We start from the raw sequence: 15,065 nt of genomic DNA, 5'->3' as shown, positions 1-15,065 counted from the left end.
ATGAATATAGCCGAATTTATAAAAGCTGCAAAAAAGAATGATATTGAGCTTATAAAAACTTATTTACAAAACGGCTTTGATATTAATACTCAAGACAAGGACGGCTTTACGGCTGTTATGGAAGCAGCCGAATTCGGCTATAAGGATTTATTTTGGTTTTTAATCGAAAAAGGAGCAGATGTTTTAATTAAAGCGGATTATAATTTTTCGATAGTTCACGCCGTCGGTTTAGGCGGCGACAAAAAAATGCTTGACTATGTTATCTCAAAGGGAGCCCGCCTAGACGAAAAAGTTACAGGCGGAGAACAGGACGGCATGACAATAAGGGATTATACTCTTTTGGCCAAAAATGATGAAGTATACAGGGAACTAAAACCTTTATAAAGCTGTGGGAGAAAATTATGAAAAGCAAATTAATGATTTTATGTTTAAGCTTATTATTAACAGCCTGTGCTCCAAAAGAAAGTCAAGAAATCTTTGTTAAAAAGATTGATCATTTTATGCTGACCTGTAAGGAGCCTAAAGAATTATACAATATGCTCGTATATACATTTGATTTACCTATCTCATGGTCATACCGCAGCATGGGTACGTTTACAAGCGGAGGCGTAGAATTCGGAAACTGTGTATTGGAAGCAATCGACTTTAAAATAGAAGAAGATATTTCGGGAATAATAGGAATGGCCTTTGAACCCGCAATGAAAGTTTTGGATATACAGGACAGACTAAGAGAAAAAGGATTAAAGGAAACAAATCTTTATTCAAATCAATATTGGAAAAATTTAATCTGTAATGATTTATCTACAGGAGGAACAGTCTTTTTTTGCGAGTATCAAATTCCTGTCAACAGACCGGAAAAAGAACCCGGAGGAAACTTAGGAATTCGATATGTAGAAAAGGTAAAAATAGCATACAGCGATTATAACAAAGCCCTCGATTTGTGGAGAAAGCTTCTTGTTCCTCACAAAGAAACTAAAGAAGGTTTTTGGGAAATAGAATCATCCCCGAATATCGAAATAATCAAAAGCGATTATGACAGGTTTATAAGTTTTGAAGTAAAGGTTAAATCATTAGAAAAGGTGCGCTCCTTTTTATCGGAAAAAGATTTAATCGGTGAAGATACGGGTTCATCGGTTTATACCGATCCGAAAAAAACATACGGCGTTTTGTTTGAGTTTACTGATTAAAAGTTACTCGACGCTCATTTTGACAGCGCGGGTACAGCCAGCGTAGCTTCAAGGTCAAAAGAGGGGGGTATAGGGGGAGAGTACAGCCAGCAGAGCTTCAAGGCTAAACCCTGCTCTGACTTGAAAAGCCCGTAAGGGAACGGGGTGTTTTCTCCCCCTAATATCGTTACTTATTGATTCCTACCATGTTAAGAATAAAGGCATATTCGAAGGCGGTGTCCTTAATTCTGTCATAGCGGCCTGTGGCTCCGCCGTGGCCGGAATCCATATTCATGTGGAGGATTAGAATATTATCTCCGGTTTTCTTTGCACGCAGCTTTGCCGTATATTTTGCAGGCTCATGGAAAAGAACTTGCGAATCGTTTAAGCCGCCCGTTACAAGAATATGCGGATAATTTTTTTCTTCAATATTATCGTAGGGAGAATATGAAAGCATGTAATTATAATATTCTTCTTCGTTCGGGTTTCCCCACTCTTCATATTCGCCTGTTGTAAGGGGCAATGAATCGTCGAGCATGGTGGTAACGACATCTATAAAGGGAACGGCAGCAACAACCGAATGGAAAAGATCCGGTCTCATATTTGTAACGGCACCCATAAGAAGACCGCCTGCACTTCCGCCCATGATTGCAAGCTTATCGGAAGAAGTGTATTTTTGAGAAATCAGGTGCTCGGCACAGGCTATAAAATCGGTAAATGTATTTTTCTTTTTTAAGAGCTTCCCGTCCTCATACCACTGTTCTCCCATGTCGCTTCCGCCCCTGATTTGAGCAACAACATAAACAAAGCCCCTCTCGACAAGGCTGTAAACACTCGGACTGAAATAAACATCGGAGCTATAGCCGTAGCTCCCATAAGAATAAAGAAGAGCGGGTGCGGATCCGTCCTTTGCCAAACATTTTTTGTAAACGGCAGCCATAGGCACCTTCACTCCGTCCTGAGCTCTTGCCCAAAGCCTTTCTACAGTGTAATCATCGGGATTAAAGCCTGATGGAACTTCCTGCTGTTTTAACAAGACCGATTTTCCCGTAAGTATATCGTAATCGTATACGCTGCTCGGGCGGTTTAAGGATGTGTAAATATAGCGGACCTTATCGCAAACGTATTCCGGGTTTGCCCCCAAATAAGCCGTATAAACCGGTTCGGGGAAGGAAATATTTTTTACCTCGCCGTTTTTAAGCGATTTAATTTCAATCTCGATGAGGCCGTTTTTACGGAGCTCCAGTACAAGGTAGGATTCAAATACGGACACATCCTCAATGCGTACGTTTTCGTCGTGAGCTCTTTCTTCCTTCCATGTAGATTTATCGGAATAGGAAGAACGAGGAGCGGAATAGATTTTGCCGTTTAAGTTTTGTTTGTCCTTGTAACGGATAAAAAACTTTTCCTTGTGCGGATAAACGGAGTATTCGGTATCCTTAACGCGGGGAAGGAAGATTTTAAATTCTTCTTCCGGCTTATCCGCATAAATAAAACGCTCTTCCGAGGTGGTAGAACTTGAACTTGAGATAAAAATAAATTCCTTTGTCTTTGTTTCATGCACATAGCAAGAATATTTTGCATCCTTTTCTTCGTAGACAAGAGAACCCTTTTCTTCATCAAGTTTTTGACGGAAGACCTTACTTGAACGCAGGGTACTGTCGATTGCACTATAAAAAAGAGTTTTACTGTCGGAAGCCCAAGCTGCGGTAACGGCTCCGTCATAGCTGAAGCCTATATCTTTTCCGGTTTCCAAATCGCGTATCTTTAAAATAAATTCCGCAAAGGAGCCTGTTTCGTTATAAAAATAGCAAGCCTTTTTATTGTCGGGGCTTACAACATAGTCGTCGAAGATAAAGGCTTGTTTTCCTTCCGCCATTTTGTTTACATCAAAGATGATTTCTTCGGGTGCATCAAGAGATGTTTTTTTTCTGCAATAGGTTCTGTATTGCTTTCCCTTTTCGACACGGTTATAATAATAATAGCCGTTTTCAAAAACAGGATAGGTTTCATCATCTTCTTTTATGCGGCCTACAATTTCATCATAAATAGATTTTTGCAGATCCTTTGAAGAAGCCATTATCTTATCCGTATAAGCATTTTCGGCATTTAAGTAATCGATAACTTTTTTATCGGTCTTGTCTTTTAGCCAATAATAATTATCGATTCGTGTTTTCCCAAACTTTTCAAAACGAGTTTCTTTTATTTCCGCAACAGGCGGCTTTTCAAAATCGGATTGTTTCAATTTATTTCTCCTAAATTTTTGTAAGTATACTCGCAATTTGTATACTTTAACATACATTATAAAGATAAAAAAAATTATGTCTACAGGTAGATAATCTAAACGCTGTTATGCTTGTCCTTAGCCTTACCTTATGCTATAATGTCATTCGGAGACTTAAAAATGGATTTTCCGAAAAAATTGCCGATAAAAAAAATTTTAAAAGCCTTTATACCGGCCTTTATTTCTAGCTTGATATTTTTAGCTTTAATACTTTTTTTTACGCCCGGCTTTAAAGTTGATTATTCTTTTACTCTTTACAGTTCCGGCGGAAAACTTTTAGGTGCATCTGCTGCGAGTGACGGGCAATGGAGATTTTCTCAAACCTCAAAGCTGCCTGAAAAATACAGGGAAGCCCTTTTAACATATGAAGATAAAAATTTTTATTTTCATTTTGGGATAGATCCTCTTTCGGTTTTTAGGGCGGCAGTTGAAAATATTTTAAAAGGAAAAATAGTTTCGGGAGCCTCTACAATTACCATGCAGACCTCCCGCCTTTCCGAAAAAAATCCGCCAAGAAGTTTTAAGCAAAAACTAAGAGAAAGTTTTTTATCCCTTTTTTTGGAGCTTTCTTATTCCAAGGAAAACATATTGAATATTTACGCCTCCCACGCACCCTATGGCGGAAATGTTGTAGGCCTTGAAGCCGCCTCATGGCGGTATTTCGGAAGGGGGCCTGAAGATCTAACATGGGCGGAAGCCGCCTGCCTTGCAGTCCTTCCCAATCAGCCCTCTTTGGTACGCCCGGGAAAAGAATCCGAAATTTTAAAAGAAAAGAGGGACAGGCTTTTGTACAATCTTTTTTTACAAAAAAAAATCGATAAGGAAACCTATGCTCTTTCCGTCGCAGAACCCGTTCCCGATAAACCTAAGGCCGTTCCGCAAAAGGCCTATCATTATCTTGAGTTTTTAAAAACAAAAAGCTCCAATCAAAAAAACATAAGCAGCTTGGATTATTCTTTACAAGAAATAGTCTTTGAAATTGCAGACCATCATTTTAAAAGAAATTTCTCAAGCGGTGTTTACAATACAGCCGTTTTAATTTTAGCTACCGAAACTGGAGAAACTTTAGCCTATATAGGAAACACGGGGCTTCAAAGTCCGAATGCAAAAAACGAGCATGTCGATATGGTTCACGCAAGGCGGAGTTCGGGGAGCTTATTAAAACCTTTTTTGTTTGCGGCAATGCTGGATGCGGGAATGATTTTACCTGACCAACTCCTCATAGATATTCCGACAAAGATTGCAGGCTACACACCTCAAAACAGTAACTATACATATTCGGGAGCGATTCCTGCCCGTAAGGCCCTTTCCTATTCTTTAAACATTCCGTTTATAAGAGCTCTGCGTGAATTTACAATACCCGCCTTTTTGGATATCTTAAAAAGGTCGGGCTTTACAACCTTTAACCGTTCGGCCGATGAGTACGGACTTCCCCTGATTTTAGGAGGAGGAGAAATAAGCCTTTACGAAATTACAAACACTTATCGAAAGATGATGCTGAGAGCTCAAAACAAACTTGACGAAAAATTTCCTTTTTCTTCGGGAGCTTGCAGAATAACAATGGACGTGCTGACCGAAGGGAACAGGCCGGAAGAAGAAGCTATCTGGCAGCTCTATGCACAAAATCAAAAAATTGCATGGAAGACCGGAACCAGTTACGGGAACAAGGATGCTTGGACTATAGGCATTACACCTAAATATTCCGTAGGCGTTTGGTGCGGGAACGCTTCGGGAGAAGGAAGGCCTGAAATTACAAGCACAAAACTGGCCGCTCCAATCCTCTTTGAAATTTTTAATATCTTGCCGAAATCGGACTGGCCCGAAAAAGAATTAAAGGATTTTGAATTTATAAAAACTTGTGCAGACTCAGGCTACCCCGCAGGAGAATTTTGTAAAACTGCAAAGCCTGTTTTAAAACCTATAGAAAGTCATACCCAAAATACCTGTCCTTATTGTAAAAAGGTATCTTTAAGTCCCGACGGCAAGTTTCAAGTTAAGGCAAACGACATAAACGAATTGCCTAAAATAGAAAACAGATTTGTCCTTCCTGCTGCTGCAGAATATTTTTATAAACAGGGACACCCGGAATATAAGAGCCTCCCGCAATGGCTTCCGGAAAGTACGGCATCAAATGCAGGCGAGTTTGAAATTTTATTTCCAGAAGACGGAACCTCGGTTTATATTCCGACAGAACTTGACGGCTCTTTTGGCGCCTTGGTTGCAGAAGCCGCCCATAAAAATCCCGATGCCGTCATCTACTGGGATTTGGACGGAGAATATTTAGGAAGTACAAAATCCTATCATCAAATGAAGATTCAGCCCTTAGGGGCGCCCTTAAGGGCGCCCCTAAGGGGCAGACATGAGCTGACCCTTACAGACAACAGGGGAAATACCCGTAAAAGAATTTTTTATGTTCTAAATGAAAATTAGTCTTTAAGCATAACCTGTAACACAACTTCGTCGGTTTTGCGCATACCTTGGGCGGCAACAACGCCGATGCCGGCTATGGTTTTTTCGATGTCGTCCTTGACTATGCCGTCACCTCCTGCAAAGAAGTTTCCGTCCATAGCAAGTTCGTGAGAAAAAAGGGCAGAGTCTAAGGCAGAGGCTATTTTAGCGGCACATGACTGCTTGGCTCCGTCACAAAGGATTCCCGATACGGTACCCAGAGTATTGACTATTGTTCCGCACACTTGTTCATAAGAACCGCCCTTCATATAGGTAATTGCAGCAGCACAGGCAGCTCCGGCAGTTACCGCACCGCAATAAGCAGAAAGTCTGCCTATTCCGGTTTTTTGGTGAATTGCTAAAAGATTGCTTACAATCAAACAGCGGATCAGTTTTTCTTCGCTTATCTTATTTTCGCGGGCATATACAACTACGGGCACAGAAACGGCTAAGCCCTGATTTCCGCTTCCCGAATTGGTAATAACCGGATAAGAACAGCCGCACATACGGGCATCGGATGCTGCTGCGACTTCACCTTCCGCTTGAACCTTAACCGAAAAATTATCGCCCTTCCTCTGGTTATATTTTAAAATATTTTTTCCCGTCTCAATGCCGTAGGAAGTTTTTAAACCGTCCTCTGAAACTCTCATATTATATTCAACCTGTCTCATAATGATGGGAGAAACTTCATCAACCGGAACAGTGTCTGCAAATTCCAAAATATCTTTTACGTTTAAACAGCTTCTATCGGTTAAAGCACCTGCGGCAGACTCCAAGCTAAAAGGCTTTTCAAAGATAATTTCGTCATTCTTTTTTAGGAGTACGATATTCGTATGCTGGTGAATGAGCTCGGCAATTCCGATATCTCCGTTTAATTTGCCTGTAATTCTTATGTGAAGACTTGCAGGCGTATCCATTAGTTTAAGCTTAGTGCATGACTTGGCTAAATACTCATGAGCCAGCTTTACATGCTCTTCGGTAACATCGGCCAATACTTCCAAACCCTTATCTGCATTTCCTCCGATAAGGCCTATCAAAGCGGAAGCTTCCATTCCCTTCATTCCGCCGGTGTTGGGCACAATAACCGACTTTGCATTTTTAATGATATTACCGCTGCTTTCAATTAAGATTTCATCGGGAACACCTCCCATGATTTTTCGTAAATTGGCAGCTGTGTAAGCAATAGCAATAGGCTCCGTGCATCCAAGGGCTGGAACCAATTCTTCTTTTAAAATTTGAACATACTTTTCTTTTTTTGCGTTATCTAAGTTCATACTCTTTCTCCACGTTAAAATTATAACTCAAATATTTTATTCATATATCAAAATCATGTCAACACGGCTGAACCATAAGATTTTTTTAATTTGTTTGTTTATTTATTTATTGAAAATTTTATTTTTATGGATTATACTATTTTTATGGGGGAGAATTTATGCAGACAATTTATCAAACAATGAGCGACGGATCGGCTATTGCAGTTCATCAATGGCTTCCTAAAAAAAAGCCTAAGGCTATAATTCATATAGTCCACGGAATGGCTGAGCACGCTTTAAGATACGCAGACTTTGCCGAAGATGCTTGTACAAAGGGGTTTACGGTATTTGCATCGGACCACCGAGGTCACGGTAAAACTTGCGGAAATATAATGCTCAAAGGTTATCTTGCCGATAAAGACGGCTTTAAACGGGTAGTAGATGATCAAAAAGAAATCAATGATGAAATTCAAAAAATTTATCAGGATATTCCGATTATAATACTCGGCCATTCATTCGGGTCTTTTATAACTCAAAATTATATAGAAAACTACGGAAAAACCGTAAAAGCTGCTATCCTAGTAGGAAGTGCAGGCCCAAACCCGATGATTAAAATCGCAGGCTTTGCCGCTGGCTTAAATAAGCTCTTTTCAGGGAGAAAAAAGCCTTCCAAATTTATGGATAAACTTAGTTTTGGAGCCTATAATAAGACGGTTGATTCCCCAAAAACAAATTTTGACTGGCTTTCGAGAGATGAAAAAGAAGTTCAAAAATATATTGATGATGAATTTTGCGGCTTTACGTGTACCGTAGGTTTTTACCAAGACATGATCAATGGATTAAAAGAAACCCACAAGAGCTCAGAAATGGCAAAGATTCCAAACGAGCTGCCAATCCTCATTACGTCCGGTGAAAGAGATCCTGTTTCAAACCTCGGTAAAAGCGTAAAAAAGCTATATGATATTTACAAGGCCAATGGTATAAGCGACCTTAACTTAAAGCTCTATGAAGGAGCCCGCCATGAAATCTTAAACGAAACCAATAAGGAAGAAGTTAAGGCCGATATCTTTGAATGGATTGAAAAAAGACTTATTTAGGAAAAATTAAGACTCCGGCTGTATAGTTATCCCGTTTGACGGTTCAGAGTCTTTTTCTTCATTCTGCATGTCTTTTTTCCGTATATCTTCTTTTCTCAAGTTATGCTTTTGGATGTACTCTTGAGTCCTTTTATAGTCCTTCCTTGCAAGAACCAAGTACTTTGGAGCAAGACCGGCACCTCCAGCCATTTCGTATCTATCAATAATGGCTTTAAGCATATCATCGGCTTCAAGCCATTTTTTTTGACTTATATAGATATGGGCTATCTCATATTCAGCAGCTGTTCTGGTAGAGGCATCATTCCCATAACGCTTTATAACTATTTTATAATACTCAAGGGCATTTCTTAGAGAACCGTTATCAAGCTCTGCTTGAGCCCTTTGGTTTAACTCAATGGGTGTAAGATTTGCAGGAACAGTTTCATCAGTCGGAAGACTGGAACAAGAAAAAAGCAAAGAAATCGCAGCCGTTAAAATCATAAAACCGATTAAATTAAAAACATAGAATCTTGTCTTAATTTTTTTTGTCATTTTTATTCTCCAAATTTTATTTAAACCGTATTTTTAATATATCCTAAACAAACGATATTAAAAAAAGTATCATCATTTAAAATGAACTTAATGTAAGCGTTTATTCACGGATTACCGTAATTTCAACACGGCGGTTTTTTGCCATATTTGACTCATTATTACTGGGAGCCAAGGGTCTTGTGCTTCCATAACCGGCAGTCATTATCCTTGAGCGGTCAATTCCCCTCTTAGAAATTTCGTCTGCAATTCTTTCCGCCCTTTGAACCGAAAGAATTTTTTCATCCTCAGGTTTGTTAAGGTCAGCCGTGTGGCCTTCAATTAAAAATTTTGTATAAGGGCCCAACTTCAAAAGAGCTTCGGCAATTACATCTATTTTACCCATCTCTTCAGGAAGAACATCCGGCATATCCGCAACAAACCGTATATCGTACATTACTATTTTTACTATGTTTTTGGGATTTGATAGAGCAATCCCTTTTTCTTTATGCTTTTCAAGCAAGAGTTCAATATCATGATAGGCAAAGTAATAGTTTTCATCAGGCGGAGTAAAGGGCTCTGTAACATGGAGCATATCCTCATCGCAGATTATGACTACCCGCCCTTCCTGTAAAAGTTTTAAGTTTTCAGGCTTTGACAAAATACGGCTGCTATCTTCCATCGAAATAATCGGATCGGTTCTGTTTTGGCCGAAAACGCCTCTCGCTATTATACGCAGGGGCTCGGTACCCACATATTCCCTATACAGATCTTCATTAAGACTTGAAGAATATAAAACTATGCCCAGTTGTTTTGCTATTTTAGGATCTACCATGTTCTTTTCATATATGGTGGACATATCGGTGTTCCAAACTTTCGGAAAAATGCAGGGCTGAAGTTTTTCCTTTGTATATTCTCCGTGCACAGGCAGCAAGCCTCTGGCATCTATTAAAATTCCCGTATATGCCTTGCTGACAACCGTGCTTGGAGGAATCGATGGAATATATGGCGTATTATGCTTGATAAACAGCTTTGCAATTTCATGCAGTTCAGTACTTGTTTTTATCAAGGCATTTGACATATCATTTGAAAAATGAGGGGTTTTATAATTGCCTTTTTCAATTATCTTATTTATGGTGTTTAAGTTTACTTTTTCTTCGGCAAGATAGTTTCCCAGGCGGTGGGACGAGTCAACTATAACGGAAAGATAAATATCCTTTAAAAGGGAGGGCATGTATTTTTCTATTGTGTTAAAAGCCGCATCCCTATCACTTGGAAGATAAAAGCCGCTTTTATTCATATCAAGTTTTATTAAGGATTCGATTGTGCCCTTTTCCCAATTTTGAACGGAAGAAGATTGCAGGACGGGCTCATAGGCATTTAAGGCTAAACTAAAAAGGAAAAAAAACAAAAAGAAGCCGCTTAAGCTCTTGGCGTTTTTTAAAGTATTGTTTTTATTTAAAAATTTATTCATTTGCTTATCCCCTTGGCTATCAGTTTATTATCGGCACCTTTAGTTTTTGACCTAAGGAAAGTACCGAATTCACCTCGATTCCGTTTTTTTCGGCAAGAGTTTCAACTTGGACATTGTATTTTAAGGCTATGGACCACAAGGTGTCGCCTTGTTTAATTACATAGATGCCCTTAAATTCTACATTTTGATCGTCATTTTTACGCCTATACGAATTTACGGTTTTTAAGGCCGGTATTTTGAGTACCTGTCCTATCCTAAGAGCGGAAGCTTTAATGCCGGGATTATAATTCATAATCGACTTGATACTTACACCATAGTGTTTTGCCAAAGAATACAGAGTATCGCCGGATCTTATTTTATAACTGTAATATTTTATAAGAAGGGTGTTTTTTTCAAGCAAATCTTGAACAGCCTCTTTATACTCTAATGGAATGCGCAAGTTATATTTTAAATTGGGCGGTGTAATATTAAATTTTAAAGAAGGATTAAGAGCCGAAAAAATGTCCGTATCAGCCTTAACTTTTTCTGCAAGCAAAATAACATCAATAGAGCGTTTTATCGGAATAATCTCTGTGGCTTCATAATCAAGAGCATCTCCCCAGTCAATACCGTATTTTTCGCTATTCATAAGAATCTCCGCGATAGCTAAAAATTTGGCAACATAGAGAGCGGTTTCCGTCTTTAAGAATTTTTTTTCGGCCAGATACCAATAGTTTCGGCTTCCTGCTTTCTTTATAGCCTTATCCAAGGCCCCTACCCCGCAATTATAAGCCGCAAGAGCCAAGTACCAGTCATTATAATAATTATAATTCCACTTAAGTTTTTTTACGGCTGCAGTGCTGGTCTTCCATGGATCCCGTCTTTCATCAATCCATTCATCGATATGAATATCATAGCCGCCTATGCTGTTCCGCATAAATTGCCAAATACCCACAGCCCCCGATTTTGACACGGCCTTGGGCGAAAAACCCGACTCTATAACCGGTAAAAACAAAAGTTCGGGCGGAAGATTTTCTCTGCGCAATTCTTCAATAATAAAATTGCGGTAAGGTCTCGACCTTTGCATAATCGCTTCCAAATACCTTAAACCGTCTTCATTAAGATACCGGTTTCTAAATTTTTCGATTAGAGGATATTTTGAAGGCACAATAACCGTACCGTGAAGCGATTTTTGGCGGTTATAAGAGAGGGAAGTTTTGTTAGATTTCCAAAGCTCAATAGGTTCACCTGTAAAATTTAAAGAAGCTGAGTGAATTAAATCAAAACCTAAAAAAGTAAAGACTATAAAAAAAAGCCGAATCTTCACTAAATTTTTTCTCCGTAGTAAATACCTGCCCACTCCCATCTTCCGTGAATTTCGGGGTCTGCCGGGAAGTTTACCTTTCTAAAATACAGGTACCATATTCTTGAATATTGATTCCAGCCCGAAGTTTTAAGATAGGCCTCATGCGGCGTAGAAGAAGGATCAATTTCAGGTTCTATTTTTATATAAGTTCCATACATAAAATTTCTTAAAGAAAAATCTTGAGAACCGTAAATATCTGAAAGCTCCTGTTTCCACGCCATCGAAAAAAAGTTTACCTTTGAACGGTAACGCTCCAAGGTGTCATAGTCCTTTCTCTGAATTGCCGACTTAATAACGGACAAAAGCTCATCAAGGCTTTCCACTGTCCAGCTTTTTGTTGAAGAGCTGTAGTCTACAATTTTTCGGGCATAGCCGTAATTATCGGGGATGCCCGGGATAATCAAATCAAAACGACCGAGACCTATAAATTTTGAATAGCTTTGAATGGCTAAATTCCATTCGCCGAGCTTTTCGTAATTTTGTGCAAGCATAAAATAGGAATAAGCAGGGTCAATGCTGTCATAAAAGTTGGAAAGCAAAAGAGAATAGTACTCTACAAGGCGTTTAGGATCATTCGTTATATTTATCAAATTTTTTAAACTTAAATATTGAATCGACTTACCCGAAATTTCCATATCCTTATCAAGTTTTATAACTCTTTCAAAAAAATAGGCAGCCGGCTCATTCATTTTTTGTTCCATATATTCATTTGCCAGCATTAAAAGCCAATAGCCTTTGTAAGTGTCATCGGGGTCGTTTTCTACAAGGGAGCTTAAAAAGACAATCAAAAGTTTATTTTTCTTTTTAACCTTGAGATTTTTTGCTATTCTATCTTTAACGGCAAAGCTCATTTCCTTGCTTTCCGTCTTTTTTAATACTTCAATAAGAGTTTTTTGCTCGTCTTTTAAGTTATCCATATCTTCATATAAATAAAGATCAGGATCTTGTTTACAGCTTATAAAAATAAGACAAAGCATGAACATCAAAATAAGTTTATTTTTCATTTGCTTATAATATCATTTTCTCCCTAAAAGTACAATAAGGACTTAAAACCTTGAATCAAGAGGCCTTTGTTTTAAGGCCTTAGTTAAAAGGCTGTCCAAAAGATTTGAAAATTTTTGAATCTCTTTTTTGCCGAAAGAGTTTGTTTTTTCGGGAACGAGGCCGTTAGCCTGCAGCTCATACATAAAATTCCTTGCAGATAGATAGGTATTTATGTTGTCGCGGGTAAAAATCGTTCCCCTGTCATTTATCACATAAAGCCCCTTATCTACCAAAAGCTTCGCCAAGGGAATATCCCTCGTTATAGCTAAATCTCCCTCAGCCGAGTTTTCGGTTATGTATAGGTCGGCAGCCTGCTCCGTGTTTTCGGTAACAACCATACTTGCACCCTTAGGTATGGGTATTTCCCTGTTTGCCGCAAAAATTACAGGGACCTTTAGACGTTCTCCGGCCTTGGCCGTAATTTGTCTTATTCTTACAGGGCACGAGTCGGCATCTACCCAGATTTTCATATTACCTCATTGATTTTTTCGATCATTCTCATAGCGGATTTTTCTATATCGCAGGCCTTTTGGATAAGCTCTTGTGAATCTTGCCCTGAAAATTCTTCCTTGTATAGCTCATCGGTAACCAAAATACCTGTAAGAATGGCAAGTTTTAAAGGGTCGGAAACCTTAGAAGTCTGCCTCACTTGGTCCAAAACATTTAGATAGTGATTATAAATTTGATTTAGATATTCATCGGTTTCATTGGCTTGAATGGCAAAGGAAGTTCCCAATACGTCTATATTTAATTGTCCTTTGCTCATTTTACCTAAAATATATCCATCTGTTTACTTGTATCGGAGGATTGACCCAGTACATCATCAAGGTCTTTTTGAAGATTACCGGAAACGGGTTCTTCCGAAACAGGATCTGCAGCGGGAGCCTGTTGTGAAGAGGTTTTAGGAGAAGGTGCAGAAAAAGACTCCGGTTTAGTTCCGCTTGAAACAGGGGCTGCGGTTTCCAATTCAGAGGCAGAAGGCCTCGTTTCATGTTTTTTTGTATAAGAGGCATCCTCAAACGCACTTAATTGATTAAGTGCGTTGATTATTCCTTCCTCGATCTTAGATTGGTCATCCTTAAACGTTACTATAAGCTTCTCCAATTCGGAAATTCGTCTATCTCTAGCTTCAATTTCCTTTTTTAGAGCATCTTTTTCGGTATGAAGGCTTTTTATCATCTGCACAGCCCTTTCTACCTTGTTTTCAAGGAGTCTTACCTGATCGAGATTGAGCATATCAGACTCCTAAGGCTTTTTTTGAAGCTTCCACGACAGCCTTAAAAGCGGTAGGATCTTCGATAGCCATGTTTGAAAGGGCCTTCCTGTTTAATTGGATTCCGGCCTTGTTCATTCCGGCAATAAAGCGTGAATAGGTAATACCCTCAGCTCTAACGGCTGCATTGATACGGGTAATCCATATCTGCCTCATATCGCTTTTTTTATCTTTTCGTCCTACATAGCTGTGAAGCAAGGCCTTTCGAACTGCATCGCGGGCAGCCTTAAAGTTGGTACCGCGGCGGCCTCTAAAACCCTTGGCTTGCTTTAATATAGCTTTTCTTCTTGTAATTCTTCTATCACTGCTTGTTGATCTTGACATTATAAACTCCTGACTTCTATTTCAAATAAATTAACCGTAGGGTAATAGCTGCTTGCGCATCTTCATGCTGTCAGCCTCTGAAAGAATGGCCGATTTCTTAAGACGGCGTACCCGTTTTTGAGATTTTTTAGTCATAATATGACCCTTGTTCATCTGCTTGTATTTTACCTTACCGCTTGCAGTAAGAGAAAATCTTTTTTTAGCAGCTCTTTTACTCTTCATCTTAGGCATAAGTACCTCCAAATTTATTATAAGCTTATTTTTTTTGTTTGGGACTCAATGTCATAGACATTGTCCGTCCTTCCATAGCAGGTTTTTTCTCGAGGGTATAGGCTTCTTCACCCCCCAGTTTTTCCAAAACCTTGTTTAAAACTTCATAACCGAGCTCAGTATGAGCAAGTTCGCGTCCCCAAAAACGCACGGTTACCTTTACTTTATCGCCGCCGTCAAGAAATTTTTTAATATGCGAGGATTTAAACTCAAGATCATGGTCGTGTATCTTAGGCTGCATTCTGATTTCTCTCATCATCTGCTGCTTTTGATTTTTCTTGGAGTCACGGAGCTTTTTCTCCATTTGAAATCGATATTTACCGTAATCTATTATTTTGCAAACCGGAGGCTTCGCGGTAGGCGCAACTTCAACAAGGTCAAGTCCGGCTTCTGCGGCCATTTTTACAGCCTCAATAGTGGGAACAATACCAGCTTGTTCTCCATTAACCCCGATTAACCTAACCTCTCTCACGCGGATTTGATCATTTATCCGCAAACCTTTTACTTCAGCCAACGATTCTCCTTCTGCACCATTTCCTATCGGTGCGATATAATAAAATTTAGGGTTCATTATATCGAA

The 15,065-nt window shown here is 39.2% G+C and carries 16 protein-coding genes; 4 read left to right on the top strand and 12 right to left on the bottom strand.

The window, feature by feature from the left end; all coding sequences use genetic code 11:
- Together HO345_RS02985 and HO345_RS02980 are read left to right on the top strand one after the other, a co-directional pair.
- Positions 1 to 384 carry an ankyrin repeat domain-containing protein gene (locus HO345_RS02985; RefSeq protein WP_253683753.1) on the top strand — a complete coding sequence of 128 codons (384 nt, stop codon included), beginning with the start codon at positions 1 to 3 and terminating at the stop codon, positions 382 to 384.
- 17 nt (positions 385 to 401) lie between these two features.
- Entirely contained in the window at positions 402 to 1,187 is a 786-nt protein-coding gene (locus tag HO345_RS02980; RefSeq protein ID WP_253683752.1) for a hypothetical protein, read from the top strand.
- Between the two features lie 166 nt (positions 1,188 to 1,353).
- Here the strand turns inward: HO345_RS02980 and HO345_RS02975 are convergent, their stop codons facing one another.
- The gene (locus HO345_RS02975; RefSeq protein WP_253683751.1) at positions 1,354 to 3,411 is read right to left on the bottom strand and encodes a S9 family peptidase; all 2,058 of its coding nucleotides are present in this window, start codon (positions 3,409 to 3,411) and stop codon (positions 1,354 to 1,356) included.
- Positions 3,412 to 3,570: 159 nt separating this feature from the next.
- Here HO345_RS02975 and pbpC point away from each other — a divergent pair, with 159 nt between their 5' ends.
- On the top strand, positions 3,571 to 5,880 hold the full coding sequence (pbpC, locus tag HO345_RS02970; protein ID WP_253683750.1) for a penicillin-binding protein 1C: 2,310 nt from the start codon (positions 3,571 to 3,573) through the stop codon (positions 5,878 to 5,880).
- Here pbpC and HO345_RS02965 read toward each other — a convergent pair.
- A complete protein-coding gene (locus tag HO345_RS02965) occupies positions 5,877 to 7,172 on the bottom strand; it encodes an L-cysteine desulfidase family protein (RefSeq protein ID WP_253683749.1) in 1,296 nt (431 codons plus the stop codon). The two genes, pbpC and HO345_RS02965, sit on opposite strands and share 4 nt — an antisense overlap.
- Before the next feature lie 158 nt (positions 7,173 to 7,330).
- Here HO345_RS02965 and HO345_RS02960 point away from each other — a divergent pair, with 158 nt between their 5' ends.
- Complete coding sequence (locus tag HO345_RS02960; RefSeq protein ID WP_253683748.1) at positions 7,331 to 8,248, top strand: alpha/beta hydrolase; 918 nt, start codon at positions 7,331 to 7,333, stop codon at positions 8,246 to 8,248.
- A gap of 6 nt (positions 8,249 to 8,254) precedes the next feature.
- Here HO345_RS02960 and HO345_RS02955 read toward each other — a convergent pair whose 3' ends face one another.
- The 10 genes from HO345_RS02955 to infC all read right to left on the bottom strand — a co-directional run bounded on the left by HO345_RS02955 (position 8,255) and on the right by infC (position 15,056).
- Entirely contained in the window at positions 8,255 to 8,779 is a 525-nt protein-coding gene (locus tag HO345_RS02955) for an outer membrane protein assembly factor BamD (RefSeq protein WP_253683747.1), read from the bottom strand.
- A gap of 100 nt (positions 8,780 to 8,879) precedes the next feature.
- A complete protein-coding gene (locus tag HO345_RS02950) occupies positions 8,880 to 10,229 on the bottom strand; it encodes an OmpA family protein (protein WP_253683746.1) in 1,350 nt (449 codons plus the stop codon).
- Between the two features lie 19 nt (positions 10,230 to 10,248).
- The gene (locus tag HO345_RS02945; protein WP_253683745.1) at positions 10,249 to 11,535 is read right to left on the bottom strand and encodes a LysM peptidoglycan-binding domain-containing protein; all 1,287 of its coding nucleotides are present in this window, start codon (positions 11,533 to 11,535) and stop codon (positions 10,249 to 10,251) included.
- Positions 11,535 to 12,578, bottom strand: coding sequence for a tetratricopeptide repeat protein (locus HO345_RS02940; RefSeq protein ID WP_253683744.1), 1,044 nt, complete (start codon positions 12,576 to 12,578; stop codon positions 11,535 to 11,537). The genes HO345_RS02945 and HO345_RS02940 overlap by 1 nt, the downstream gene beginning before the upstream one ends.
- A 42-nt stretch (positions 12,579 to 12,620) precedes the next feature.
- Positions 12,621 to 13,088 (bottom strand): YaiI/YqxD family protein, encoded by a 468-nt coding sequence (locus tag HO345_RS02935; RefSeq protein ID WP_253683743.1) that lies wholly within the window; start codon positions 13,086 to 13,088, stop codon positions 12,621 to 12,623.
- A complete protein-coding gene (gene zapA / locus HO345_RS02930; protein WP_253683742.1) occupies positions 13,085 to 13,384 on the bottom strand; it encodes a cell division protein ZapA in 300 nt (99 codons plus the stop codon). The genes HO345_RS02935 and zapA overlap by 4 nt, the downstream gene beginning before the upstream one ends.
- Positions 13,385 to 13,389: 5 nt before the next feature.
- Positions 13,390 to 13,854 carry a cell division protein ZapB gene (locus HO345_RS02925; RefSeq protein WP_253683741.1) on the bottom strand — a complete coding sequence of 155 codons (465 nt, stop codon included), beginning with the start codon at positions 13,852 to 13,854 and terminating at the stop codon, positions 13,390 to 13,392.
- A gap of 1 nt (position 13,855) precedes the next feature.
- On the bottom strand, positions 13,856 to 14,215 hold the full coding sequence (gene rplT / locus HO345_RS02920) for a 50S ribosomal protein L20 (RefSeq protein WP_002668132.1): 360 nt from the start codon (positions 14,213 to 14,215) through the stop codon (positions 13,856 to 13,858).
- A gap of 30 nt (positions 14,216 to 14,245) precedes the next feature.
- Complete coding sequence (gene rpmI, locus HO345_RS02915; RefSeq protein ID WP_002668131.1) at positions 14,246 to 14,446, bottom strand: 50S ribosomal protein L35; 201 nt, start codon at positions 14,444 to 14,446, stop codon at positions 14,246 to 14,248.
- Positions 14,447 to 14,471: 25 nt separating this feature from the next.
- Positions 14,472 to 15,056, bottom strand: a complete 585-nt coding sequence (gene infC, locus HO345_RS02910) for a translation initiation factor IF-3 (protein ID WP_253683740.1) — start codon at positions 15,054 to 15,056, stop codon at positions 14,472 to 14,474.
- Between the last annotated feature and the right edge of the window lie 9 nt (positions 15,057 to 15,065).

Origin of the sequence: Treponema denticola, assembly GCF_024181645.1 — a bacterium.
Taxonomy (GTDB): domain Bacteria; phylum Spirochaetota; class Spirochaetia; order Treponematales; family Treponemataceae; genus Treponema_B; species Treponema_B denticola_A.
The sequence above is the reverse complement of the archived record's forward strand: the minus strand, read 5'-3'. Positions and strand labels throughout refer to the sequence as shown.

Excerpts from the sequence above, each read along its gene's own strand:
- rplT (WP_002668132.1), bottom strand. The coding sequence starts at position 14,215 with ATGTCAAGATCAACAAGCAGTGATAGAAGAATTACAAGAAGAAAAGCT.
- HO345_RS02985 (WP_253683753.1), top strand. The coding sequence starts at position 1 with ATGAATATAGCCGAATTTATAAAAGCTGCAAAAAAGAATGATATTGAG.
- rpmI (WP_002668131.1), bottom strand. The coding sequence starts at position 14,446 with ATGCCTAAGATGAAGAGTAAAAGAGCTGCTAAAAAAAGATTTTCTCTT.
- HO345_RS02940 (WP_253683744.1), bottom strand. The coding sequence starts at position 12,578 with ATGAAAAATAAACTTATTTTGATGTTCATGCTTTGTCTTATTTTTATA.
- pbpC (WP_253683750.1), top strand. The coding sequence starts at position 3,571 with ATGGATTTTCCGAAAAAATTGCCGATAAAAAAAATTTTAAAAGCCTTT.
- HO345_RS02965 (WP_253683749.1), bottom strand. The coding sequence starts at position 7,172 with ATGAACTTAGATAACGCAAAAAAAGAAAAGTATGTTCAAATTTTAAAA.
- HO345_RS02955 (WP_253683747.1), bottom strand. The coding sequence starts at position 8,779 with ATGACAAAAAAAATTAAGACAAGATTCTATGTTTTTAATTTAATCGGT.
- HO345_RS02925 (WP_253683741.1), bottom strand. The coding sequence starts at position 13,854 with ATGCTCAATCTCGATCAGGTAAGACTCCTTGAAAACAAGGTAGAAAGG.
- HO345_RS02950 (WP_253683746.1), bottom strand. The coding sequence starts at position 10,229 with ATGAATAAATTTTTAAATAAAAACAATACTTTAAAAAACGCCAAGAGC.
- zapA (WP_253683742.1), bottom strand. The coding sequence starts at position 13,384 with ATGAGCAAAGGACAATTAAATATAGACGTATTGGGAACTTCCTTTGCC.
- infC (WP_253683740.1), bottom strand. The coding sequence starts at position 15,056 with ATGAACCCTAAATTTTATTATATCGCACCGATAGGAAATGGTGCAGAA.
- HO345_RS02935 (WP_253683743.1), bottom strand. The coding sequence starts at position 13,088 with ATGAAAATCTGGGTAGATGCCGACTCGTGCCCTGTAAGAATAAGACAA.
- HO345_RS02980 (WP_253683752.1), top strand. The coding sequence starts at position 402 with ATGAAAAGCAAATTAATGATTTTATGTTTAAGCTTATTATTAACAGCC.
- HO345_RS02960 (WP_253683748.1), top strand. The coding sequence starts at position 7,331 with ATGCAGACAATTTATCAAACAATGAGCGACGGATCGGCTATTGCAGTT.